The following is a 22729-nucleotide window of genomic DNA, read 5'->3' as shown; positions in this document are numbered from 1 at the left end:
AATTTGGATGAAAGAATGAAGACGAAAAATAGGGATAGGATAGTAAGGGGGAGAGTTATGGTGGATTGTGTATTCTGTGGATTGCCTCCGGAAGCCACAATTATGGAAGACAATTACTTTAGAGTTATTTACGACAGAAATCCGGTTAGCAAAGGTCATTCTTTAATTATTTCCAAGCGTCATATGAGGAATATTTTTGAAGCCAGTGCTGAGGAAATGGCAGCAATGGGGGAACTGTTGAAACAGGTGAAGGGGAAACTGGATGATGAGTATCATCCTGATGGTTATAACATAATGGTGAATATTGAAGCTGTAGCCGGTCAGTCTGTTTTTCACATGCATCTTCACGTTATTCCTCGCTATCTGGGGGATAATGATGTTCTTAAACGTATTCAGTAAGTAATAAACTTATAGTCGATCTAGTAGATCTACTAGATTCAAAAAGCAAACTCTGCCATGCTAGTAAGATCTAAGAGCAAAACAAGGGTTTCCTTGATCTTTTTACTAAAGAATAACCCAGTCGTTTCTGAGGGTAGAAGCTAATCGCTTTCTTAGCTTTGTCATTAAATTTAAGGTTAGTAATTAGGTACTCTTGATCCTTCTGATTTAATGGGCGCAATCTGAATCGATCCTTTTTGCTGAATAATTCCTCAAGCACCGTCTCCCGAAACACTTCAAGATCGCGCCGATAAACAAAATATCGCAGGCCGTGGGAAAATTGTATGAACAAAATTTTAGGATCTTGATTATGGATCCCTATAAGTTTAATAGTTTCTTCTCTGTTAATTCTTGCCCAGCCTATAAACATCTCACGTATTTCTTTAACTCTTTGCGGAAAACACTTTGGACAAGATAAATACTCTGCAATTTGATTTTGATTCAAGGCAGGATCGGGATTATGAAGGAAGTGGTCCTGTTCATAGACCTTAGTAATAAATAAATTATTAGAACTTAATTGGGAAACGATGATTAACGCTTCGGTGTTTAATAACATGTTCGTGATTGTCACTGTTAATAACGCCTCGATCCCTTTATTTAATCTTAAAAATAGTTCCCAAATAGTTGTTCCCAAAAGCCCCTTTTTGCATTCTTTTGAATTGCAACTCAATAGCATGGACAGATTGTTTGATGGATATAGTTGGTGTTTGTTGAAAATCACCAATTATAGTTTCTTATTGCTTTAGATGTGTATTTTCTTCTCAGAAAATTTCTGGGGTTTTTATAGAATTTTTATAATTGCTTAAAGGAGAGTTTAAAGCCTTCAATTATAATGACCACTGTAGTTAAGAAACAAGGAGGTCATTTTGATGAGCGGATTTAAACTTTTGTATGATGTAATTAATACCATGAAAGATAAGGAGGTTATAAACGGGACGTTAAAAGTGGTAGGGACAAAAGATCAAACCAAAATAGTCGATTTTAAGAATGAGTTTGAAAAAAGCTTATCCAGCGGAGAGACAAAAGTAAAAATTAATTCGGAACTGGACTATAATGGCAAGAAGTTCAAACATGAAAGCCAAACGGAGTTCACGATTCCGGAGTGCCATGGACATATGCGTCGTGGTTTTATGAAACATCATCATCACCATTTTTATAATCAACGCGGATGTGGTATTGAAGATCAGGAGGACCTCAGAACCATAGGAATTCGTGAAAAGTTAACTAGATTAGCCTATATCCTTAATGTTATTAATCAGATTAAGGTGGAAGAGAACGAGGATCAATCGTTTAAGCTTTCTCTAAGCTTAAAAGAGCTTCCTGAAGAAATGAAAAAGGTTTTTCAAGAAAGAATAAGCCAACACAAGCTCTCTGAGCATCATCAGCATCATGATTTAATGAACGAGTTTTTTGCTCTTCAAGATTCTGACTTTCAATTTAACCTCTGGATCAATAATGCGAAAGAAATAGAACGAATTTTGTTAACCGTCAAGGGTAAGCAAATTCAAGAAACGGATGAGCTGCATAATCTTCAGCTTACAGCAGAATTGCTGCTGTCTTAATGCTCCAATCAAGCTGCGAACGTTCAGGGCACAGAACAATTGAATTGTTTTGGCCCTGATTCTCAGTTAATGGATAGGAATCTGAGGTATCAGTTACAAAATGGAAGAAAACGGTGATTTAAGTGCTTAGGAGCCTATTGAAACGTATGTCGTTAATTATGAAGAAGCATAAGATAGCACATCTAAAAAAGCATCAGGAATCTCATCAACGTCATATGGATTTTTATAAGCAGCATGGAGAGCTGTTGCAGCAGCGGGAATTCCAGAAAAAACACCGGCAATTCATTCAAGATCATAGGTCTCTGCGCTTTTTTCGGCCTATGAGTATCATCTTCAACTTGATCATCCTCTATTTGCTTTTTAAATGGCTGGGGATACGTTCAATTAGTCTTTTTTTTGCAGTATTTATCGTCGTGAAAGAAATTTTACAGTTCTCTTTCCTTAGGAGATTAGAACAGAGAATTTTTAGACCAATTCGTAAACTGCAAAACGGAGTAGAAGAAATTGCTCAAGGAAATTATAATGTTCAAGTCGAGAGCGATAAGACTTGTGATCTAGGTTTTATCGGGTTATTAGTGGATTCATTTAACGGCATGGCTCTTAAACTGCAAGCCAGTGAGAAAATGAAGCAGGAGTACGAAGAGAACCGCAAGACTTTAATCGCCAATATATCCCATGACCTTAAGACTCCTATTACCTCTGTCCAAGGATATCTCGAAGCAATATTGGACGGCGTTGGCAATTCACCGGAGAAAGTCGATAAATATCTTAGAACGATATATCAAAACACCGTTTATATCGATAAGCTGATCGATGATCTCTTTTTGTTTTCCAAATTGGATATGCAAAAATTAGAGTTTAACTTTGAAGTTATTCCAATTCGGGCATTTATGGAAGATCTAATGGAAGAATTTAAATTCGAGATAGAAGAAAGAAACATTGATTTTTACTATCAGAACAAGATGGAAGATGACTGTGATCTTAATCTCGATAGGAAACGAATAAATCAGGCCTTCAAAAACATTATCGGAAATGCCGTTAAATATGGTTCGAAAAAAGATTTAGCCATTGGTATTACTATGAAAAGAAATGATAACGTTATTGCAATCGACATTGAAGATAATGGGCCGGGAATTCCTGGAGATAAACTTCCCTATATCTTTAATCGATTTTACAGAATAGATAACGAGCGTACGAAAGACTTAATGAGTACTGGGCTTGGCCTCGCCATTGCCAAGGAGCTTATCCAGGCTCATGGAGGTTCGATTACCGTTTCCAGCATTGAACAGAAAGGCACCTGTTTTTCGCTAGAACTTCCGATAATGAAGGAAACGAAAGAAGGAGGCAACGAATGAAACGGATATTAATTATTGAAGATGATTTAAATATTGCGGAACTTGAACGCGATTATCTTCTCCTAAATGGTTATGACGCTGAAATCGTTCAAGATGGCATTCAGGGCTTAAAAAATGCTCTAACCGGGCGATACGATGTAATTATTGTTGATCTAATGCTGCCCAGTAAAGATGGCTACCAGATTACCAAGGAAATACGCGAAAAGTATGAGATCCCGGTAATTATTGTATCTGCGAAAAATGAAGATATCGATAAAATCAGAGGGCTGGGATTTGGAGCCGATGATTATTTAACGAAACCTTTCAGTCCCGCCGAACTGGCGGCAAGGGTTAAATCGCATATTGCAAGATATGAACGGCTCAAAGGTAAAATAGTTGCTCCTGAAGTGATAAACCATCGAGGATTGGAAATAAATACGGCTTCCCATAAAGTTTTTGTTAATGGCAAAGAGGTTTGGCTAACGACCACAGAATATGAGCTTTTGGTTTTTTTTGCCGCGAATCCCAACATTGTTTTCAGTAAAGAACATATCCTCGCTACAATTTGGGGAGATACATACTTTGGAGATACGGCCACCGTTTCTGTTCACATACAGAAGATCAGAAAAAAGATTGAAAGAGACCCGTCTAATCCTGAGTATATAGAAACTTTATGGGGTGCGGGATATCGCTTTAATGGCTGATATTTTGGCAGAAGGGTTAGTGGTCCCCATACCTTGTTGAAGAGTTCACTTCTCTTTGAATTTGGAAACGTTTTAAAAGCTTAAATTAAGGAATCTTGGCCTTAAATCAAAGAGGATTGTTATAGATCAGGAGACCTTTTTGGGGTGGAATTCTAAAAAAGACTTGACATTTATATGAAGTAGTGTCAATATAATAAAAAATGCTAAAACGACGATGAGAGGAACTATTACAATTCAGATTTCCATTTCAGCGAGCTGCCGGATGGTGCAAGGCAGTTTTGGGATAGAATTAGAACTCTTCCTCGAGTAGCCGACCGAAATTGATTGTTAAAGTAGGCTCGGACGGATCTTCCACCGTTACAAGGAAGAGGATATCGGATCATCGAAGTCATGTTAAAAACCTCGAAAAGGTCCCGTATCTGGCAGAGAAGACAACTTATGTTGTCAACTTGAGTGGTACCGCGAATTAACCCTTCGTCTCAATTAGAGACGAAGGGTTTGATTATTTTAAGGAGGTCTTTGTTAATGAAGAAATTATATGTTTTTGATACGACGCTTCGTGATGGAGAGCAATCTCTAGGAATAACCCTTAATGTAAAGGAAAAACTTGAAATTGGGCACCAGTTAGTAAAACTTGGTGTTGATATTATTGAAGCTGGTTTCCCGGCCTCTTCTCCGGGAGACTTTGAATCTGTTCAAACAATGGCTCAAGAGATAAAAGGAGTTACTATCTGTGGTTTAACTCGAGCGGTAGCCCAGGATATTGACATCTGCGCCGATGCCTTGCGCAAAGCCGAATATCCCAGAATTCATACCGGAATCGGAGTTTCTCCTGTTCATATGGCCAAAAAGTTAAACCTAACCCCTGATCGAGTTATTGAGCAGGCGGTTTCCGCGGTTAAATACGCCAAAAAATATGTCAGTGACGTCGAATTTTATGCTGAAGACGCTTTTCGCGGTGAACCAGTATTTTTGGCCAAAGTTATTGAAGCAGTAATTTCTGCAGGAGCAACCGTGGTCAACCTGCCAGATACTGTGGGGTATGCAAGTCCTTGGGAATATGGCGACCTCATAAGTTTTGTCATCCAAAATGTTAAAAATATTGATCAAGCTATCGTTAGTGTCCATTGTCATAATGATTTAGGAATGGCTACAGCTAATTCCCTGGCAGGAATCAAAGCAGGTGCACGTCAAGTTGAGGGAACCATAAATGGAATTGGAGAACGAGCCGGGAATACCTCATTAGAAGAAGTTATAATGGCTATTTTTACTCAGCGCGATGGATACGGTGTAGAAAGCAGTATTAATCACCGTGAAATTTCCGCGACAAGCAGATTGGTTTCCCGGATAACCGGAGTGACAATTCCAGATCATAAAGCAATAGTTGGGGCAAATGCTTTTAATCATGCTTCAGGTATTCATCAAGATGGAGTCTTGAAAGACAGGGAAACCTATGAAATTATCCAGCCTGAAACTATTGGGGTGCCTAAGAATAATATTAATTTGACTGCCCGGTCTGGAAGACATGCTTTGCAATTTCGGCTTGAGGAACTAGGCTATAAAGTGGAAGGGGCACAATTAGATGATGTTTATCAGAGGTTCTTACTTTTAGCCGATCAGAAAAAAGAGATTTTTGATCAAGATCTCTATGTTTTAATGGGTGATTCAGATGACAAGGAGAACAGCATTATTTTTCATAGTATGTCTATTGCAACCTCAGGTGTCGGAATGGCAACTGCTACAGTAACTTTGGAGTTTGCAGGAAAAGTAACCACTGATGCTGCTTGCGGCAATGGCCCTGTTAACGCTCTTTTTAATACCATTGACAGGATAACAGGCAATAAAGCAACACTCGAATACTATGACGTTAAATCAGTTACGCGAAGCAGCGAAGCGCTTGGAGAGGCTACTATTAAACTGCGTTACGAGGATGGGCATTCAGTCGTCGGCAAAGGATTTTCCACAGACGTTATAGAAGCTAGCGCCAAAGCCTATATTAATGCTTTAGTTAAAAGGACTCCTGCAGCAGAGTCTTCTATTGCCATATAGTATAATTTCAAAATTATTTGTGAGATAGAAGCTTTATCAAATCGTAGACTCTCTCTTCTACAAGTGGGAGTTGTTCCTTTAAAAGATCAAATAGAATTCATAACCACAAGTTTACAAATATAATAGATAGCCTTCGACATTTATCCATTTTAAGACCCCCACTTCTATAAGTGGGGGTAGGTCCTTCGTAAACTTCAGGTGGGGTAGATTCCTCCTTCGCCGCTAAGTATTCCTATTGGGAAAGGCGGCTTGGCAATAATGTCCACTGGACATTATTGTATCTGAAGCCCCGATGTTCAGCTTCAGCTGACGAGTTCACTTGCTGAAGGATTTCAAAAGAGACAGTCTTAACCAAGGTTTTGATTGTCTCTTTTTTACCCTTAAAGATAATTCCTCCTAATATTTCGGGATTGAGGGAAGGAAAAATAAGAAGTTCAGCGAAATGAATTGATATAATGAACTCAGGGATCATGAAGGGAGATACTGCATCATGGAACAACACTTTCTTGTATTTAAAGAAGTGGCCGAAACAAAAAATATAACTTTGTCCTCTAAAAACCTTCATATGAGTCAGCCTAGTATTAGTTTGCAGATTCAAAATTTAGAAAACCATTATGGGGCTCGTTTTTTTGATCGAACTAATAAAGGCGTTACCTTAACCAAAGAAGGTGAAATATTTTATAAACATGTACGGAGTGTCTTAGGGATTTTAGCAAATGCCAGGGAACAGATTTGTGCTTTGGCTAAAGACCAAAGAAGACTCATTACTCTCGGTGCAACTTTAACTATTGGGGAATATATTCTTCCTAATATCTTAGCTTTTTTGTTTAGAACTCACCCTGGAGTTGATTTTAAAGTAAAAATTGCGAATACCGGCTCTATAACTCAAGATGTTTTGGAAAAGAAAATTCATATTGGCTTAATAGAAGGACCTGCTCCGCATCATAAGGATCTTAACGTGGAGAGCTTTTGGGAAGATGAACTGGTTGTCGTTTTACCATATTTTCACCCTTGGGCAACAAGAAAAAGTATTGCTCTCTCAGAACTGCCCTATGAGCGGCTGGTTGCCAGAGAGGTTGGTTCCGGGACACGGAAAGTCATGGAAAATGCGATTAAAGAGAGAGGGCTTGATCCTGCGCAGTTAAATATCACCATGGAGTTAGGAAGTACTATGGCTATCAAACAAGTCGTTGCCGCAGGATTAGGTATTACAATCATTTCGTCCTTGACCGTTCGAAAAGATTATGATCAAAGAATTTTTAAGACCTTGAAAATCCAGGATGCCCCAGTTTATCGCCCTTTAAGCATTTTGACCAATGCTCATTCAACCCAAACAAAAGATGAACGCCGCTTAACTGATTTGCTTCATGATCGCGAATTACTATCAGAAATATTGAGTAAAGATTATAATGAATTAGAGGATAATAATAAATTAGGACTTAATGCCAAGTAAAAGTGATTGAATAATAGAATGATAAGTGGCATAGCACTAATGTTCTCTTTCACTAATGATTCTTTTATAAAGAATAACGAGATACGACAAAAGCCTTCTGAAAATAAGAAGGCTTTTATATTTGGAGTTTTTGGGTATTAAAGTATGGTTTCTTCAAATAATAATCCCTCTGGCCCGGGTAAAGTGAACCAGAGGGATTCAATAGTATCAGTTACTGAGATGGAGTAGAAGAGGTTGAGGCTGATGATGGTCCATGACCTACATTTCCGTGACACGATATACAGTTAACATTACCCGAAATCATGGGCTGGTGGCTGATTGGCGGGGCATTCGGTGCAGAACCAGGGGCTAGAGTTATGTTCTTGGCATTTGGGTAGGCACTATCTTTTCCGCTATGACAATATAAGCAAGCGTCGATATGGGGGGTCCATTGAATTTGAGACGGAACCTGATGAGTGAAATGGAGATACAGTTCTTTGTAACTACTCACTTTACGAACTATGTAACCTATATTTCCTGGTGCAGCATGACAATTCAGGCACTCCACTGTTTTGTGAGGCCCCTTTTCCCAAGAAGCAACTTGGGGGGCGATTTCATGGCAAGAAGTACAGAATTGTGGACGGGATGTATAATGCATCCCTGCATATGCTCCAACGAGTAATACTACAAGTACAAGTAATCCAATAAGCACAGTTCTTTGGGCCTTGCTGGCTTTGGCTGGTTGCCCTTCGTTCGGTGCCATCGTCATCATCCCCTTTTTGAAATCCTTTTTGTTTGCATTTACTACTTCATTATTCGGTCTTATTGTTGCAGAAACTCTCGAAAAATATGTAATGCAATTGAAGGAAACATTCGTTTCGGTGGAGTATAAAAGAATCTTTTTTCGGTAAACTATGGATGTTTAAGGAACCAGTGAAGGAGGTAATTTTTAGTGCGTCGGCTTAGAATTTTTGTTTTATCAATTTTGACATTAGTCATTATCACTCTCGTAGCAGCCTGCAATACCCAGACACCCGCACCTGCGCCAACACCACAAACTTCGACACCCAATGTAACCCAAACGGCGAGTACCAATCTAACCTATGTGGGCGAACAAACTTGTCAATCATGTCATAAAAAGGCAAATTATGATAAGACGCCCCATCATCAATCCTTTAAACCGCTGTCGGCCTACAAATTCGACAAAACGTATGGGACAGTTACTGTTTATGATGGTGCTGCCAATGATGCAAAATCTACCTCAATTGATTTAAGCAAAGCCCTCGGAGTACAAATGGATACTTATGTGATTGCTGAAATTCCTAAAACAGCTGGTTTTGCCAAGCAGTTCTATCGAGTTGGACGTGTTACGAAAAACCCGGACGGAACGTATAAGATCCAAAGTGCCGGTTTAGTTAAAGGAACTCAGAACTGGTCTGCTGAAGATTACAGTTGCCTTGAATGTCACAGTCCTGGCATGGGGAAAGCCGGTTCAGCAGATTTAACGATTACCTGCGAATCATGTCATGGTCCCGGTAGTGCACATATTGCAGCTACTTCGGACGATCAAAGGAAAGCAACAATGCCGCTGCCAACATCTCAGACTTGCCTGAAGTGTCATAAGAGCGATCCGACTAAGGATACCAAAGCCGGAGCTACCCCAGGGGCTATTATTACAACAAACCACTATGGTACACGTGACTATACCTTCAGTAAGCATAACACGACCGGTATGATCAACGGATGCCTAACTTGTCACCAAGCACATGCTCCAGATACCAACGGCGGTTTATTAAGGAATGCCAATCCAAATGAAATTTGCGCCACTTGCCATGCAGGTAAAAATTACGACGTCAAAACGATTATGTGGGATAACAAGTCCGACCCTTACGGTCATATAACTGCCGACCACAGCTTTACCGCTGTTCCCGAGTCTGCTACAAAAGTCAACCCAACGACAAAGAACGTAGAAATCACAGATCCTACTGTGCTCAACATGATCAAGAAAGCATTACCTAATCTAGCAAAATAAAAATTCTTCTTCAAAACGAAGAGGCTTGACCTTCACAGGTCAAGCCTTTTTATGGTAAGCAGGGGGACAGTCATTTTCTTTTTGCATATTTTTGAAGTGCAAGGTATCAGTGTGCAAGACGTGTTATCAGGACCGTCCCCCTAACACACCCCTAACACAGATGGCTTTCCATATATGACAGAGTGTGATACGTTATAGGAGAAACGATATGGACAATTGTTTTTCAGGGGGGAACAAGTGTGAAGGTATTAGTGATTGGTTTGGGTGCGTTAGGAACTGTTTATTCTTGTTTTTTAAGTCTGGCAGGACACAAAGTGACAGGAGTAGGAAGACCTGCAGCTATAAATAAGATTAGACGTGATGGTGTTAAGGTTACAGGCATTTGGGGAGAACATAGGGCAGAACTTAATTGTGTTATATCCGAGATCTCAGAACTCGATCGTGATCAATTTGACATGATTATTGTTACTGTAAAATCTTTTTCTACAGAGGAAATTGCTCAAGATATTTCTCGTTTTGTAGGTGAAAAGACTCATGTGTTTCTCCTCCAAAACGGTTATGGAAATTTTGAATCCGCAGCAAATTATATTTCTGAAGATAAAATTCTCTTAGGTCGAGTAATTTTTGGGGCAGAGCTGGTTGCCGCGGGAGAATCTATGGTTACAGTAATAGCTGATGATGTAGTTTTGGGGTCACCGAAAAATCTTATATCTTACGAGCTATTAGAAGAGTATGCAGTAATTTTTAACAAAGCGGGTATCCCCACTAAGGCATCTCATGAAATTATGAAATATATTTGGGGGAAAATTATTTATAACTCAGCTCTTAACTCTCTTGGTGCCATTTTTGAAGTGAGTTATGGTCAATTGGCTGAGGAACCCTTTACTCGGGATCTTATAAATAAGATTATTCGAGAAATTTTTAACGTGTTAGCTGCTAGACATATTGAAACCTTTTGGCCCGATGCCCAAAGCTACTTAGAAAACTTCTATGATAATTTGATACCACCGACATCCGCTCATCATGCCTCAATGCTTCAAGACATTCAAAGTGGCCGCCGGACAGAAATCGAATACCTGAATGGTGCCGTGGTAAAACTCGCTCGAGAATCAGGTATACCTGTTCCAGTTAATGAGGTTATTGTTTCTATGGTAATGGCTAAAGAACACTTTAATTATCAGCGATAAATACCTGCAACATAAGACAACCTCATTAAGTCCCACTTTCGCTTGCCTAATCTATCAATCAATAAAGGCGTTCTCGCTCCACTGTCATACTAGTTAAGCGAGAACGCCTTTAGCTATCTGCTACTCACTTCGGATTTTAGAGTTAAGTTTTCCTACAGCTCCTTATCCCATGTAGGACTTCCACTTCTAAAAGCTGGAATGATTACCATATCATGCTTTGGGGTAGATTCTATCCTTCAGCGCGATTAGAGCTCGTTATGGGCTAGGCGCTTTCGGAGAAAGCGTCCACAGGACACTTTCGTCAGCGAAGTCCCGGTGTTCCGCTTTAGCCGAACGAGTTCACTTAGGGAGTACGAGGTTTCTTAACGAACTTGTTTTAAAAGCTTCGCCATATTCTGACCAAGAACTTGGAAAGTCTGAATCCCTTCCTCGTCCTTTTGCACATCCCCCGGATCACGAGATAACGTCATATTCCAGTAGCTAGAAGAACAGATAATCATTTCAGCTATACCGAAAAAGAAGTTAATGGCAGAGTATGTAAAGGTAGATCCTGCTCTGCGGACGGAAACCACTGCAGTTCCGACTTTTCCTCTTAACAATGCCCCTCCATTGGCTTTCGCGACATATCCGCAACGGTCGATAAGAGCTTTTACTTCTGTACTCACATTACTAAAGTAGGTGGGTGAACCAATAATTACCCCATCTGCTTGCTCTATTTTTTCGATAAATGTATTCATCTCATCGTCCTTACGGGCACAGCGGTTATCTTGATTATTTCCACATTGGCCACAGGCCAGACAACCAAAGACCTTACGTCCCCCTAATTGAACGATTTCAGTCTCGATTCCCTCTTTCTCTAATTCAGCCAAGACCATTTTAAGGCTTTGTGCAGTATTGCCATTAACTCGAGGGCTGCCATTAAATGCAACAACTTTCATAATCTAACGCTCCCATTCTATATTTTTAAAATCTTATCTGGTATAATAATAAACAATATGTGCTGGGTTAACAAGTACGTACTTTTATGTGTTATAGTATCCGATTATATACTTAACTTGGTCTATAAGTTTTATTAATGTAAAAACAGATTCGATGAAGTCAAACTTAGGCCAGAAGTAATTTCTAAGGGGAGTTTGAAATATGATTAAGTTCAAGAATAATGAGTATCAATGTTCTATGGAATTGACTCTAGCGCTTATCGGAGGAAAATGGAAAGCATTAATACTTTGGCATTTAGGCGATAAAACCTTAAGATATAATGAAATGAGAAAAATATTACCTAATGTTACACCCAAAATGCTGACGCAGCAGCTTAGAGAATTAGAAGACTGTGGATTAGTCAAGAGATTTATTTATACTCAAATACCTCCAAAAGTTGAATATTCCCTTACGGATGCAGGAAAAAGTCTTCTGCCCATTCTTGATACCCTCTGTAAATGGGGATTAAATTACGCCAGTGAATCTGAGCAGGTGGAAGAAAGCAAAGAGATTGAATAAAAATAAGAGGCCAATGCTTGCGAACCATTCAGCTCGTTTTGCATTGGCCCCTTCTTTGTATTTTCGATATTATATTACCATTGCCTGCCGGGGTCGTCGGCCATATAGTTTACAGTTCCTCGTGGATAAAGAACAGAATAGTGATCCATTATGGGGTTAGGGTTGCTTGCCGTCGGCTGCGGAAATACCATTTCAATTTTGAAATCAGAACTAGCTGTATAGCCGATAATTTCTTGGCTATTGTAGTTCGTATCATAGGCGGGTGTTCCTAAAACTGCTTTGACACTATTAAGAGATAGACTTGATAATCGATTGTCAAAGGATCTTGCCTCAAAAATTTGCTCACCTTTGTTAATGCCAAAAACAAGTTTATGACTTGAGAAGGTGGCGTAGCGTCCTTTAGCAGCACCCACATAATTAGTTGAGTCAGCGGGTCCCAATACTTTCTCAATATCTTCAATGGTCGTGGTTTTTACTGGAAAATCACTATTAAGGATTTTTCCTTGGCGAGCCAACTGCATCATATTGAGCAATAGGGCCTTACTTGACGAATCGGCATTAAGAGAAGGAGTGGCTTGTGAAGAAGCAGGTGGTGTTGAAGTATTCGGAGTTGAAGTTTGAGTTTCAGTTTCTGTACTGGTATTTTGCTGATTGTTCGTTGCGGAGGTAGTGCCTTGACTCTGAGTGTTTCCTGCTGGCTTTAAGGGAGTGGTCAAGCTTGAACATCCTACGATAAGTGTCATGGCCAGAGCGGCAGCGGTCCATTTTAGACTGCTTTTTTTAAATGACGAAATCATGATAATCCTCCTTGTGTTGAATTTATTGACAAATCCAATCGTACCAGGAATCCAGAAGGGCTCAGACATGAGTTGTATCAGTTCAATAATTGTTTGGGCATATTTTTTATGTTCCTCTGGTTTAATAGCGGCAAGAGCAGTGGCATCACAAGCAATTTCGCAATCCCGTTTCATTTGATGCAGTGCGTACCAAATCAGAGGGTTAAACCAGTAAACAACTTGAAGCAGAGTAACAAAGGTATTGACTAAAAGGTCACGTCTTTTTAGATGACTCAGTTCATGTAAAAAGACAAAGTTTAGTTCTTCTGAAGATAATTTGTCAATAATGTGCTGAGAAATAATAATTTTAGGGTTTCTCCAGCCGAAAAGTGCCGGTGACTTAAAACCAGTATCGTAAACAACCGTTATCTTCGATGTTATATTGAGGCGTGTTTTGCATTCTTTAAGAATGTTAAGGACCTCTTGATTCTCGCAGGCAGGTAGTTTTTTGATTTTGACTAATAACCATCGATTTATCACAAAGATATAGAATAATATGAGGACAGCACCGGTTAGCCACAGATAAGCTAGGGGCGAATTGGCAACTTCAGTTTTGCTTGGCGAAGAAACTGTGGAATTGAGGCTATTATTACTTGTCAAAGGAGTTGTTAATGAAGATTTAGGGAGGGAACTGTTCTCTTTCGGCGGCGGGGCGAGTGTGTGAATCGTTTGACTAAATGTTCGGCTTAAATCAGATGTTGATGTGGAGTGGGGAATATAATTTAAGATGCTTAGAGAGCTTTGAGGTGAGAAAGGTACAATAAGCCTTAGAACTAAAACAAACCAGAGTAAATAATGGACGTTAGCATTTAGCTTTTGCTTGAATAAAAACTTGATTAACAATAGACCTAAAGCCATAATACTGCCGCTCAGAGACAAGGTGACAAGTAAACGAAAAAGTTCAGCTATAAGCACGTTCTCACTCCCATCTCTTAATTGACTTTTTCATCAAGCAGTTTGCGAAGCCTTTCAATTTCTTGAGGTGACAGGCTCTCATTTTTGACGAAGTTTGCAACCAGCAGATGGATTGAACCGTCGTAGACTTTGTGAAGAAAGGACTTCGTTTCTTCGCGCATGCATTCTTCCTTCGATACTATGGGATAGTATTGAAATAAATTCGCATCTTTATTTACAGCCAGGGCTTCTTTTTTTACTAATCGAGCAATCAAGGTATGAATAGTTTTCGGGTTCCATTGGGTCTCCGGTTTCAGGCAACCGATAATTTGAGTTGCAGTTAACGGTGATTTTTCCCAGAGAACTTTCATAACTTGCCATTCTGCTTCGGATATTTTACATGCAGTATGTTTCATCATCGGGGCTCCTTCCTACAGATGTAGTCTAAAACAAGATTACACTTGTAGGAGGGATAAGTCAAATGGATAATTATACCTATAATCTTTTTATCTGGAACCTGGATGATGTATGGATAATGGTTGTAATAGTAATACTATGGTAAATGTAGGATGGGAGGTGTTTGCAATGGGGGATAAAAGTCCCAAAAACAAGGAGAAAATGAAGAAGCGGTCGGAGAAAAAGAATACTTCGAGCCCCTCTATATTACCTTGAAAAATGGTTGATAGAATTTCAATAGTTTTTTAGCCGGCAGTAGCCGGTATTTTTTTGCCCACTTCTACAGGTGGGAGTGGTTCCTATACCTTGCTTCGGTGGGGGTAGATAGTTTTTACTAAAAACAATTTATAATAACAATGTGACTGATCGCACTTTATGGTATAATTAGTTATAAAAATATCTTTTAATTTAAGAATTAGTTTAAGAAAGGTTTGAGTTCAAATGTTGGAGTGGAAAGAGGAGTATTCTATCGGAGTTGAACAGATTGATGAGCAACATAAGCACCTATTTGAGATAGGAAATAAAATATATGATTTACTCGAAAATTATTTATATGTAGATAAATATGATAGAATTGTTGCCATTATCCGAGAATTAAAGGATTATACAAAATATCATTTTCAAGCGGAAGAAGATTACATGATTGAGCTGAAGTATCCAAGATATTTTAGCCAAAAAGTTGAGCATGATGACTTTATTAAAAAAATCGAAGAAATAGATCTCGAGAGTCTCGATAGAGACCAAGACAAACATATTCGAGAAATTCTAACCTTCGTCTTTGACTGGGTGCTCGAACATATATTAAAAAAGGATATGCTTATTGGAGCTTAAAACAAAGATAGAATTATGCAAAAGAGCCTTCCAGCTATGTAGCGGAAGGCTCTAATAATTAAAATTCCTCAGAAAAACAATAGCAAAAATACTTAATTTTTAACTGCTTCGTTAAGGTCTTTGAGTAAACGGGGAACATCAATGCCGTGTGCCAAGGCACCTTGTTCAAGGTTCTCAAAACGTGCAGCCATACACCCAAAACAATGCATGCCATAGCTCAGAAGTATATCTGCAGCTTTTGGATACTTTTCAACAACTTCAGTGATTGACATATCTCCAGTAATCACGAGACGATCAACTCCTCATTTTCTAATTTTCATTTCCCTTTTTAATATGCCTGCATTTAAGCGAATCATTTCTTAATTTAAACGGTAGATTAATCCAGATTTGCACCTCGCCTGCTTATTATAATTTGTCAGGGTTCCTATAAGGTAAGGAATATTATAATGGAAGAACAATTAATTACCTTATGTAAGTATGATACTATAAATCAATGACTACCGTCAAGTAAGTGAATGTGCTAAACTATAATCAAAGCAGAAACGGAGGGTACCCTACCATGGAAGATTATCATCTTTGCCCAAAATTTGAATCTGCCTTTGAATTAATCGGAAAACGGTGGACAGGATTAATTATTCGAGTTTTACAAACAGGGCCGAAACGTTTCAAAGATTTGACTGAAATAATACCCAATGTCAGCGGAAAAGTGTTGACGGAACGATTAAAGGAATTAGAGAGTGAAGGAATCATATGTCGGGAGGTTTATCCTGAAATGCCAGTTCGTATTGAGTATAGCTTAAGTACTAAAGGTGAAGATCTTATCCCTGTGTTTAACGAGTTGCAAAAGTGGTCGATTAAATGGGTCGGACTGCAAAAAGACTTGCAGATTAAGGAGCCAATAAGAAAAGAGTAAGTCATATCAAGATACAAATTTAGCAATCGTAAGGCTCCCACTTTTTCAAGTGGGAGTGGTTCCCATACCTTGCTTCGGTGGGGGTAGAATCCATCTTTCAGTGCGATAGCATTTGTTATGGGCTAGGCACTTTCGTCACCGAAGACCCGATGTACAGCTTTAGCTGAACGAGTTCACTGGCTTTAGAAAAAATCTAAAAGAGTGATTAAAGGAGTTTTTGCGATGACTCAAAGTGATGTCTTGTATTTAACTTCCTGGTTTGAGAACTTTACAAATCGTTATACTTCAAGGGACTTAGAAATCCAAGCTAATCTTCAATATAAGAAAGATCATTCCCAAAGAGTTAGGGACAATATGTTAATGATAGGAGCAGACCTTCGGCTTGATACCGATCAAATGAAGTTAGCTGAAGTGATTGGACTTTTTCATGATGTCGGACGATTTGAACAATACACGAAATATCATACGTTTAAGGATCATTTAAGTGAAGATCATGCGATTTTGGGTGTTTCTATTTTAGAAAGGGAACAGATATTAACGGGTAGAGCAAATAAAACGGAAATAACAATTATTAATGAATCCATAGTCAACCACAATCAGCGAGTAATTCGAGGAACTATTTGCGGAACTACGTTGAAGTTCTGCCAAATGATTCGAGATGCCGACAAATTGGACATTTTTGACCAGATCATTAATTTTTATGAGAATCCGGGGAAGACCCCATATCTAGCCATAGAGAAGGACCGTGAAGATCAACGATATTCTTTAGATATCATTAAAGGCATTTTAAGTGGAAAACAAATTTCCTATTCGATTGTAAAATATCCCCTAGATATTAAGCTGGTTCGATTGTCTTGGCTCTTGGATCTAACATTCCCAATTGCTTTGAAAACCGCTCGACGCAAACAATATTTTGAAAGACTTAAAGAATTTATTCCGACTACTCAGGATACTCTGCAAGTTTTCGGGTACATAGAGCAAAGGCTTTTGCAAAAAGCAGATGCTAATTAACAGTTCCAAAAAAATTGTTGCTTTGATGTGCATCATGTTTGTCGAATCGGGAACCCTAAATCACGCAGGATTTCGATGCGGAAAGGGGAAATATAGTTATGGGAAATAAGAAAACAGATAAATCGAGAACTCATGCTGCTAATTTAAATGATAATCGTCCCAATTCAGATAACGATAAGAAGAAAGTTCCCACGAGTGCTACCAATAATCCTCAGGAAAAGCTTTAAACAAACTGCTGTCATATAGAGACACCCGCCTAGATATGATTTTGGGCGGGTGTCTCGCTCTAAGTGATTTCTATTCCACGAATACCCTTAATACTCTTAAATAACGGAGTATCCCAGGTTATTCGTTTTCGGTATAATTATAATTGAAGAAGGTTATCTGGAAGGAGGAGACTATTCGGCAAATATTGGTATTCAGTTAAGTATAGTTCAAAGAATAAATAAATGGCTTAATGAGAGAAGTCTGCCTTTTAACGGTATAAAGTGTGGGGGAGTTTTCCGATAATGTCTGCTAAACCTGAGTTGCGCAATAGTTCAAGGTTGCCATACAGTACGGAAATTTATTGCTCAAAATGTATCTCTGAAGGAAAAATAACTGTTTATGAATTAGCTTTAGAAATAAAGGTTGTGAATATTTCCAGAGAAGGCTTGTGTATTGTGACCGAAGTAGAATTTAAAGAAGGTGCTTTACTCGAATTTGATATCACGCTGGAGGACAAAGTATATAAATCAATTTCGGCTGTGATTTTATGGATAATAAAAGATCAAAAAAATTATAAATATGGAATGCGAATAAACAACATTACCGGAAAACTTAGCAGGCATATCTATAAACTGGAGAATAGATTTCTTGCGCGGATTTAACTACTAAATTGGTTAATGATCATTGTGTTCCGAGACTAAAGAATAAGCTTTAAGGACTCGTAAATAACTTGAGGGGTAAGGAGCTTCCAGGGAGATAACCCGCTGTTCAAAGGGATGGGGGAAGGATAACGAAACGGCATGTAATGCTTGTCCGGATATGAGGTCTGAACGTTTTCCGTACATTCTGTCCCCGACAATTGGGTGACCTAAATAACTCAGATGAACCCTTATTTGATGAGTCCTGCCGGTTTCGAGTGCAAGTTCTAAAAGAGAGACTTCTGAAGAGGTGCAAATCTCATGATAATGGGTAATCGCCGGATCTCCGGCTTCTGTTACAGCCCGTCGATTTGGCTTGGCAGGATGAGTACCAATCGGCAGGTTGATTGTACCATTTGGAGGATCAATAATTCCGATTACTACAGCATGGTAAGTTCGTTTGATTTTTCCTTCTTTTAGAAGCTTCTCTAAGTATGTTTGGGTACGTCTATCTTTGGCAAAAAGGACACACCCTGAGGTTTCTCGATCTAAGCGATGTATTGGGCGAATAGTGCAAACTGTTCCATGCTGCTGATAATGATAAGCAAGGTGGTTGCTTAAGGTACCGTGAGAAGTTTGCCCAGTTGGATGAACCAATAGGCCGGAGGGTTTATTCAAGACAATTAAATAGTTGTCCTCATACAATATTTCGATTGGACCTTGCTCAGGTTCTACTCCGAAGGTTGTATCTTCGAGGGAGAGGATTTTTAAGACATCTCCTGAGTTAACGTTCTTTTGTAGAAAGGCGTTTTTTTTATTCAATAAAATGCCCTTTTTTCGGGTTAATTTCTGAATTGTTCTGCCGGAATAGTTCAGAACTTGTTTTAAATAAGCCTCAACTGTAAGGCCTTGATGAACATCGGTTACCGTGTAGGAAAGATACGTTTTCATGTCACCAGTTCCAATCCGTAATAATTATTTAAAAATTAAAAAAATGAATTGTTGATAGATTAGGGAAAACCGTTAGTTCAGAATCATAGAGAATCTTTGCAATCAATAATACCATATTATTGGTTGCTACCTTAAGAATAATAAGCATAAGCGAAGATATAAAAACAAGCGATGAGTTTACTGTTATGTGTGAAGCTCTCTCCCTCTGACATCTACAGTTTTTTCAGGATAGGAGTGAAGACTATTATTATCAGTGCTAGCCGAAGGACAGATATCCCGGCATTTTATACGCAATGGTTTTTGAATAGGATTCGAAAAGGATATTGCACAGTGTTTAATCCTTTTAATCGCCGCCAAGTAAGTAGAGTATCTTTGCTGCCTCAAGATGTTGATGTAATCGTATTCTGGACCAAAAATCCTCGTCCCCTAATGGAGCATATAGTGGAATTAGACGCAAGAGGATTTAAGTATTATTTTCAATATACCGTTAATGGATACCCTCCTCAACTTGAGCCTAATATTCCTCAATTAAATACTTCTATTGAGACATTCTCAGAGTTGGCTTCAATGATCGGGGCTGAAAAGGTAATTTGGAGGTATGATCCTATTCTCATCAGCAATATTAGCGATTATGATTATCATTTAAAACGATTTGCCCAAATCGCTGCCTCATTAAAAGGAAAAACAAAGAGAGTCGTAATTAGTCTTGTTGATGAATATCGGAAGGCGACATACAAATTTAAGAAACTTAAGGGCCAAACTATAAATGTCATCCCAAGTAACGAATTAAATTACTTTAAAATTGGTGAATTAATGAAGGCATTCTCAGAGCTCGCCCGGGATAATGGCATGGAAATATACAGCTGTGCCGAAACTGTTGACTTGGAACCCTACAATATCTTACCTGGAAAATGTGTTGATGATCAATATATCCGACGTGTATTTGGCCTTGCGATAACTAATATCAAGGACAAATCTCAACGACCGGAATGTGGTTGTATTCCAAGTAAAGACATAGGAATTTACGATACATGTTTCTATGACTGTGCATACTGCTATGCCGGAACTATAAAATCAGGACAAAAGCGGCGCCATGATATAGATTCCCCTTCTCTTATCGACAGATATGAAACTTCTCCATGAGAGAGCTTTTTGACATCAGTGAACTCGTTCAGTTAAAACCGAACGAGTTTATCTAGCCTGTTTGCTTAATCTCTCGAATAATTACATATGAAATATGAGAGAGGGAAAGATAAAGTCAGATACCGAAATAGACAAAGGAGCAAACAGATGAAAAGGTACCTGGCTTTAATAATGATAAGTATTTTAATTCTCTGTCAGACACTCATTGGTTGCACAGGTTCTAAGAATGTGCCTCAAATATCGCCGCCCTCAGAGGTTAGAGAGGACCAACCTCCGAAGGCTGAAGCTTCACGTCAGGAGACGTCAAATTCGAGCGGCCATGTGGTTTTAGGCTTTTATACAGATTCGCAGCGAGCAAAAGAATCGTTGGTTAACGAGATTAATCATCTCGATGAAGTAGCTTTTTTTTGGTATACTTTTGCTGGATCAGGTTCTGTTAAACCTGCGGCCAATGTCGATTTAAATCTCAAAGGAAGAGCACAAAAAGGTGGAGCGAAAGTCTTTGCTTTAGTGCATAATATGGATGCTAACGGCTTCAATTCCCAATTGGCCCATCAAGTTTTGGCGAATAAAGCAACTCGCTCAAAATTCATAAATAATCTTGTCCTTCTCACGACTAAGGATAATTGGGACGGAGTAGCCATTGATATCGAAAAGATTCTGGCTACTGATCGGAAAAATTACTCCGCATTTTTAGATGAGTTACATACTGCCCTTAAAGCCAAAAATAAAATTCTTAATGTCTCAATTCCTGCCAAATATCAAGATATTCCAAACGACTTATGGTCAGGGGCATTTGACTACGCTTCAATTGGTCAAGCAGCTGATCAAGTTGTACTCATGACCTACGAAGAACATGGTATAGGAACAACGCAAGGCCCGATAGCTTCTCAAGGATGGGTTAATAGGGTAATTGACTTTGCAACCGGTAAAATCCCCAATGAAAAAATTATTATGGGATTACCGGTATATGCCAGTGATTGGGCTTCTAACAGGCCAACTATACCTAACTATTTAACATATGATAAGGCCATTAGTCTGGCTAAAAATCAAAACGTAAATATTTTGTACGATAAGTATCAACAGGTTCCGCATTTTGCTTATACAATTGGTAATGTACGCCATGAAGTTTATTTAGAAGATGTTCGCAGTCTTACAGCGAAACTTGGACTTGCTCAAAAAAGCCAACTGCACGGTGTCGCTATTTGGCGATTAGGCATTGAAGATCCAACATTATGGACAGAAGTTTTAAAAAAGTATAGTTCTGGCTAATTCTATGTAAATCATCTTAGTAGTTCTCTGAGCACACTGAGAGTTGTAAAATGAGGGTGAGATTTTGGGGGTTATAGGAGGTCGGGCACATATAAATGGAGTCACTTTTGCCACAAATACGCATGTTGTTCGCGGAAGATTGTCAAAAGGAATGATTTCCATACGTGTACGTCGATTACCTGGAGTTCGAATTTTTATGCTAATGGACAAAATTCCTTTCGCACGCGGTATTTCTTCTTTGCTAAAATTAGATATAAAGCTATTCCTGTGTGTTATTTTATTTTTCGTCATACCATGGGATTGGCTCTTTCCGGCAACTGATTTTTGGGGTTTTAATTCGGGATGGAAAAGTATTGCTGCTTATTGTTTTGTTTTTCTTATTTTGGTAGTTTCCTTGAGACGGTTGTGGCAGTTCCATGGAGCAGAACATAAAGCTTATAATATTTATGTAAGCGGTGGCGAACTCTCATTAAAATCTGTGCGAGGGGCCAGTCGAATTAGTGAACATTGCGGAACCAATTTGGCTGTCCCTGCAATCCCAATTGTCCTCTTGCTGTCCTTTACAAATTTAGCATTGCCGTTAATAATGATAGCCTTAGCAATCAGTTACGAGATATTTAACCGGAGTTTTCGTAAATTTCGTCTTAGGCCAGTAAAGTTTGTTGCTGGGATGATCCAGAAATATATCGTAACCGTTGAGCCGACTGATGAACAAATACTATTGGCCACGGCTACCTTGAGTAAGGCAATAGAATACAGTTAGAAGCATCATATGTGAAATACGGATCGGCTATGATAAGCATGCGTCAGTCGCCTTTACAGAAAATAACAAAGTGAACTCGTTCAGCAAAAGCTGAAATCGGGGCTTCGGTGACGAAAGGGCTGGTCCATAACAAATGTTATCGCGCAGAAGGATGGACGCTACTACCACCGAAGCAAGGGATGGGAACAATCCCCACTTGTAGAAATGGGAGTCTTACAATTAGATAAAAGAAAAAAGAAATAAAAAGTGTTGACATAGTTAAGGAAGAAGTGGTATTATAACAAAGCGCTCGAGAACAGCGCCTTTTAAATTCACTCAAACCTGTTGCTCTAAGAAAATAGTTGTTGACAGTATTAAGAGAGAATGTTAAAATGAAATTCCGTGGTCTTTGAAAACTAAACAACAAGGACAGCCAATGAGAGAAACTCGGAAGAGTTTCAAACGAATCATGAAATCATGAGCAGATATCATCTTCTTTAAAGAAGTTGAGATAACTTTTTTGGAGAGTTTGATCCTGGCTCAGGACGAACGCTGGCGGCGTGCCTAACACATGCAAGTCGAACGGTCTAATGCTTAACA

General features: G+C 38.9%; 24 protein-coding genes, 1 rRNA gene and 1 other annotated feature. Of the genes, 18 read left to right on the top strand and 7 right to left on the bottom strand.

Features of this window, described 5'->3' with window-relative positions; all coding sequences use genetic code 11:
* The first annotated feature begins 57 nt into the window (after nucleotides 1-57).
* Nucleotides 58-399, top strand: coding sequence for an HIT family protein (locus tag ACPUYX_RS15495; protein ID WP_426380535.1), 342 nt, complete (start codon nucleotides 58-60; stop codon nucleotides 397-399).
* 70 nt (nucleotides 400-469) lie between these two features.
* On the opposite strand, the gene ACPUYX_RS15490 is transcribed toward ACPUYX_RS15495, so the two are convergent.
* On the bottom strand, nucleotides 470-1009 hold the full coding sequence (locus tag ACPUYX_RS15490) for a hypothetical protein (RefSeq protein ID WP_426380534.1): 540 nt from the start codon (nucleotides 1007-1009) through the stop codon (nucleotides 470-472).
* A 298-nt stretch (nucleotides 1010-1307) separates the two neighbouring features.
* Here ACPUYX_RS15490 and ACPUYX_RS15485 point away from each other — a divergent pair, with 298 nt between their 5' ends.
* The 5 genes from ACPUYX_RS15485 to ACPUYX_RS15465 all read left to right on the top strand — a co-directional run bounded on the left by ACPUYX_RS15485 (nucleotide 1308) and on the right by ACPUYX_RS15465 (nucleotide 7540).
* Nucleotides 1308-2000 (top strand): hypothetical protein, encoded by a 693-nt coding sequence (locus ACPUYX_RS15485; protein WP_426380533.1) that lies wholly within the window; start codon nucleotides 1308-1310, stop codon nucleotides 1998-2000.
* Nucleotides 2001-2146: 146 nt separating this feature from the next.
* On the top strand, nucleotides 2147-3355 hold the full coding sequence (locus tag ACPUYX_RS15480; RefSeq protein WP_426380532.1) for a sensor histidine kinase: 1209 nt from the start codon (nucleotides 2147-2149) through the stop codon (nucleotides 3353-3355).
* Nucleotides 3352-4038 (top strand): response regulator transcription factor, encoded by a 687-nt coding sequence (locus ACPUYX_RS15475; RefSeq protein WP_426380531.1) that lies wholly within the window; start codon nucleotides 3352-3354, stop codon nucleotides 4036-4038. Before ACPUYX_RS15480 ends, ACPUYX_RS15475 begins: the two co-directional genes overlap by 4 nt.
* Nucleotides 4039-4243: 205 nt before the next feature.
* Nucleotides 4244-4523, top strand: a binding site (T-box leader).
* A gap of 40 nt (nucleotides 4524-4563) precedes the next feature.
* Entirely contained in the window at nucleotides 4564-6087 is a 1524-nt protein-coding gene (locus ACPUYX_RS15470; protein WP_426380530.1) for a 2-isopropylmalate synthase, read from the top strand.
* Nucleotides 6088-6577: 490 nt separating this feature from the next.
* Complete coding sequence (locus tag ACPUYX_RS15465; RefSeq protein WP_088226920.1) at nucleotides 6578-7540, top strand: LysR family transcriptional regulator; 963 nt, start codon at nucleotides 6578-6580, stop codon at nucleotides 7538-7540.
* Between the two features lie 211 nt (nucleotides 7541-7751).
* On the opposite strand, the gene ACPUYX_RS15460 is transcribed toward ACPUYX_RS15465, so the two are convergent.
* A complete protein-coding gene (locus ACPUYX_RS15460; RefSeq protein ID WP_088226919.1) occupies nucleotides 7752-8282 on the bottom strand; it encodes a cytochrome c3 family protein in 531 nt (176 codons plus the stop codon).
* Between the two features lie 189 nt (nucleotides 8283-8471).
* Here ACPUYX_RS15460 and ACPUYX_RS15455 point away from each other — a divergent pair, with 189 nt between their 5' ends.
* Together ACPUYX_RS15455 and ACPUYX_RS15450 are read left to right on the top strand one after the other, a co-directional pair.
* Entirely contained in the window at nucleotides 8472-9551 is a 1080-nt protein-coding gene (locus ACPUYX_RS15455; protein WP_426380529.1) for a cytochrome c3 family protein, read from the top strand.
* Nucleotides 9552-9790: 239 nt separating this feature from the next.
* Nucleotides 9791-10738 (top strand): ketopantoate reductase family protein, encoded by a 948-nt coding sequence (locus ACPUYX_RS15450; protein ID WP_426380528.1) that lies wholly within the window; start codon nucleotides 9791-9793, stop codon nucleotides 10736-10738.
* Between the two features lie 362 nt (nucleotides 10739-11100).
* Here the strand turns inward: ACPUYX_RS15450 and ACPUYX_RS15445 are convergent, their stop codons facing one another.
* Nucleotides 11101-11676: a flavodoxin family protein gene (locus ACPUYX_RS15445; RefSeq protein WP_088226916.1), complete on the bottom strand. Its 576-nt coding sequence runs from the start codon at nucleotides 11674-11676 to the stop codon at nucleotides 11101-11103.
* 202 nt (nucleotides 11677-11878) lie between these two features.
* Between ACPUYX_RS15445 and ACPUYX_RS15440 the strand changes: the two genes are divergently transcribed.
* A complete protein-coding gene (locus tag ACPUYX_RS15440) occupies nucleotides 11879-12235 on the top strand; it encodes a winged helix-turn-helix transcriptional regulator (protein ID WP_426380527.1) in 357 nt (118 codons plus the stop codon).
* Nucleotides 12236-12309: 74 nt separating this feature from the next.
* On the opposite strand, the gene ACPUYX_RS15435 is transcribed toward ACPUYX_RS15440, so the two are convergent.
* Together ACPUYX_RS15435 and ACPUYX_RS15430 are read right to left on the bottom strand one after the other, a co-directional pair.
* Nucleotides 12310-13986 carry a M56 family metallopeptidase gene (locus ACPUYX_RS15435; RefSeq protein ID WP_426380526.1) on the bottom strand — a complete coding sequence of 559 codons (1677 nt, stop codon included), beginning with the start codon at nucleotides 13984-13986 and terminating at the stop codon, nucleotides 12310-12312.
* A gap of 17 nt (nucleotides 13987-14003) precedes the next feature.
* Nucleotides 14004-14381: a BlaI/MecI/CopY family transcriptional regulator gene (locus ACPUYX_RS15430; RefSeq protein WP_426380686.1), complete on the bottom strand. Its 378-nt coding sequence runs from the start codon at nucleotides 14379-14381 to the stop codon at nucleotides 14004-14006.
* A 481-nt stretch (nucleotides 14382-14862) separates the two neighbouring features.
* Here ACPUYX_RS15430 and ACPUYX_RS15425 point away from each other — a divergent pair, with 481 nt between their 5' ends.
* Nucleotides 14863-15252: a bacteriohemerythrin gene (locus ACPUYX_RS15425; protein WP_426380525.1), complete on the top strand. Its 390-nt coding sequence runs from the start codon at nucleotides 14863-14865 to the stop codon at nucleotides 15250-15252.
* A 92-nt stretch (nucleotides 15253-15344) separates the two neighbouring features.
* On the opposite strand, the gene ACPUYX_RS15420 is transcribed toward ACPUYX_RS15425, so the two are convergent.
* On the bottom strand, nucleotides 15345-15539 hold the full coding sequence (locus tag ACPUYX_RS15420) for a DUF1858 domain-containing protein (protein ID WP_426380524.1): 195 nt from the start codon (nucleotides 15537-15539) through the stop codon (nucleotides 15345-15347).
* 272 nt (nucleotides 15540-15811) lie between these two features.
* Here ACPUYX_RS15420 and ACPUYX_RS15415 point away from each other — a divergent pair, with 272 nt between their 5' ends.
* The 4 genes from ACPUYX_RS15415 to ACPUYX_RS15400 all read left to right on the top strand — a co-directional run bounded on the left by ACPUYX_RS15415 (nucleotide 15812) and on the right by ACPUYX_RS15400 (nucleotide 18045).
* The gene (locus ACPUYX_RS15415; protein WP_426380523.1) at nucleotides 15812-16165 is read left to right on the top strand and encodes a winged helix-turn-helix transcriptional regulator; all 354 of its coding nucleotides are present in this window, start codon (nucleotides 15812-15814) and stop codon (nucleotides 16163-16165) included.
* Between the two features lie 222 nt (nucleotides 16166-16387).
* Nucleotides 16388-17176 carry an HD domain-containing protein gene (locus ACPUYX_RS15410; RefSeq protein WP_426380522.1) on the top strand — a complete coding sequence of 263 codons (789 nt, stop codon included), beginning with the start codon at nucleotides 16388-16390 and terminating at the stop codon, nucleotides 17174-17176.
* Nucleotides 17177-17274: 98 nt separating this feature from the next.
* Complete coding sequence (locus tag ACPUYX_RS15405) at nucleotides 17275-17403, top strand: hypothetical protein (protein ID WP_282432779.1); 129 nt, start codon at nucleotides 17275-17277, stop codon at nucleotides 17401-17403.
* Between the two features lie 282 nt (nucleotides 17404-17685).
* Nucleotides 17686-18045 carry a PilZ domain-containing protein gene (locus tag ACPUYX_RS15400; protein ID WP_426380521.1) on the top strand — a complete coding sequence of 120 codons (360 nt, stop codon included), beginning with the start codon at nucleotides 17686-17688 and terminating at the stop codon, nucleotides 18043-18045.
* Between the two features lie 12 nt (nucleotides 18046-18057).
* On the opposite strand, the gene ACPUYX_RS15395 is transcribed toward ACPUYX_RS15400, so the two are convergent.
* A complete protein-coding gene (locus tag ACPUYX_RS15395) occupies nucleotides 18058-18972 on the bottom strand; it encodes an RluA family pseudouridine synthase (protein WP_426380520.1) in 915 nt (304 codons plus the stop codon).
* Between the two features lie 171 nt (nucleotides 18973-19143).
* On the opposite strand from ACPUYX_RS15395, the gene ACPUYX_RS15390 reads away from it, so the two are divergent.
* From ACPUYX_RS15390 to ACPUYX_RS15375, 4 genes are all read left to right on the top strand, one after another.
* Entirely contained in the window at nucleotides 19144-20115 is a 972-nt protein-coding gene (locus tag ACPUYX_RS15390) for a DUF1848 domain-containing protein (RefSeq protein WP_426380519.1), read from the top strand.
* A gap of 147 nt (nucleotides 20116-20262) precedes the next feature.
* Nucleotides 20263-21387 carry a glycosyl hydrolase family 18 protein gene (locus ACPUYX_RS15385; protein WP_426380518.1) on the top strand — a complete coding sequence of 375 codons (1125 nt, stop codon included), beginning with the start codon at nucleotides 20263-20265 and terminating at the stop codon, nucleotides 21385-21387.
* 64 nt (nucleotides 21388-21451) lie between these two features.
* Nucleotides 21452-22150 (top strand): DUF1385 domain-containing protein, encoded by a 699-nt coding sequence (locus ACPUYX_RS15380; protein ID WP_426380517.1) that lies wholly within the window; start codon nucleotides 21452-21454, stop codon nucleotides 22148-22150.
* A gap of 496 nt (nucleotides 22151-22646) precedes the next feature.
* Nucleotides 22647-22729, top strand: a 16S ribosomal RNA gene (locus ACPUYX_RS15375); the annotation flags it as partial.

Origin of the sequence: Desulfosporosinus sp. SYSU MS00001, assembly GCF_049943955.1 — a bacterium.
GTDB lineage: Bacteria > Bacillota > Desulfitobacteriia > Desulfitobacteriales > Desulfitobacteriaceae > Desulfosporosinus.
Note: the sequence above shows the minus strand (reverse complement) of the source record. Positions and strands in the feature narration are given on the sequence as shown.

What these genes read in the sequence shown, in the direction of transcription:
- ACPUYX_RS15385 (WP_426380518.1), top strand. Translation starts at nt 20,263, where the DNA reads ATGAAAAGGTACCTGGCTTTAATAATGATAAGTATTTTAATTCTCTGT.
- ACPUYX_RS15475 (WP_426380531.1), top strand. Translation starts at nt 3,352, where the DNA reads ATGAAACGGATATTAATTATTGAAGATGATTTAAATATTGCGGAACTT.
- ACPUYX_RS15470 (WP_426380530.1), top strand. Translation starts at nt 4,564, where the DNA reads ATGAAGAAATTATATGTTTTTGATACGACGCTTCGTGATGGAGAGCAA.
- ACPUYX_RS15390 (WP_426380519.1), top strand. Translation starts at nt 19,144, where the DNA reads ATGAGTTTACTGTTATGTGTGAAGCTCTCTCCCTCTGACATCTACAGT.
- ACPUYX_RS15495 (WP_426380535.1), top strand. Translation starts at nt 58, where the DNA reads ATGGTGGATTGTGTATTCTGTGGATTGCCTCCGGAAGCCACAATTATG.
- ACPUYX_RS15440 (WP_426380527.1), top strand. Translation starts at nt 11,879, where the DNA reads ATGATTAAGTTCAAGAATAATGAGTATCAATGTTCTATGGAATTGACT.
- ACPUYX_RS15410 (WP_426380522.1), top strand. Translation starts at nt 16,388, where the DNA reads ATGACTCAAAGTGATGTCTTGTATTTAACTTCCTGGTTTGAGAACTTT.
- ACPUYX_RS15480 (WP_426380532.1), top strand. Translation starts at nt 2,147, where the DNA reads ATGTCGTTAATTATGAAGAAGCATAAGATAGCACATCTAAAAAAGCAT.
- ACPUYX_RS15415 (WP_426380523.1), top strand. Translation starts at nt 15,812, where the DNA reads ATGGAAGATTATCATCTTTGCCCAAAATTTGAATCTGCCTTTGAATTA.
- ACPUYX_RS15430 (WP_426380686.1), bottom strand. Translation starts at nt 14,381, where the DNA reads ATGAAACATACTGCATGTAAAATATCCGAAGCAGAATGGCAAGTTATG.
- ACPUYX_RS15445 (WP_088226916.1), bottom strand. Translation starts at nt 11,676, where the DNA reads ATGAAAGTTGTTGCATTTAATGGCAGCCCTCGAGTTAATGGCAATACT.
- ACPUYX_RS15400 (WP_426380521.1), top strand. Translation starts at nt 17,686, where the DNA reads ATGTCTGCTAAACCTGAGTTGCGCAATAGTTCAAGGTTGCCATACAGT.
- ACPUYX_RS15405 (WP_282432779.1), top strand. Translation starts at nt 17,275, where the DNA reads ATGGGAAATAAGAAAACAGATAAATCGAGAACTCATGCTGCTAATTTA.
- ACPUYX_RS15465 (WP_088226920.1), top strand. Translation starts at nt 6,578, where the DNA reads ATGGAACAACACTTTCTTGTATTTAAAGAAGTGGCCGAAACAAAAAAT.
- ACPUYX_RS15485 (WP_426380533.1), top strand. Translation starts at nt 1,308, where the DNA reads ATGAGCGGATTTAAACTTTTGTATGATGTAATTAATACCATGAAAGAT.
- ACPUYX_RS15425 (WP_426380525.1), top strand. Translation starts at nt 14,863, where the DNA reads ATGTTGGAGTGGAAAGAGGAGTATTCTATCGGAGTTGAACAGATTGAT.
- ACPUYX_RS15395 (WP_426380520.1), bottom strand. Translation starts at nt 18,972, where the DNA reads ATGAAAACGTATCTTTCCTACACGGTAACCGATGTTCATCAAGGCCTT.
- ACPUYX_RS15460 (WP_088226919.1), bottom strand. Translation starts at nt 8,282, where the DNA reads ATGGCACCGAACGAAGGGCAACCAGCCAAAGCCAGCAAGGCCCAAAGA.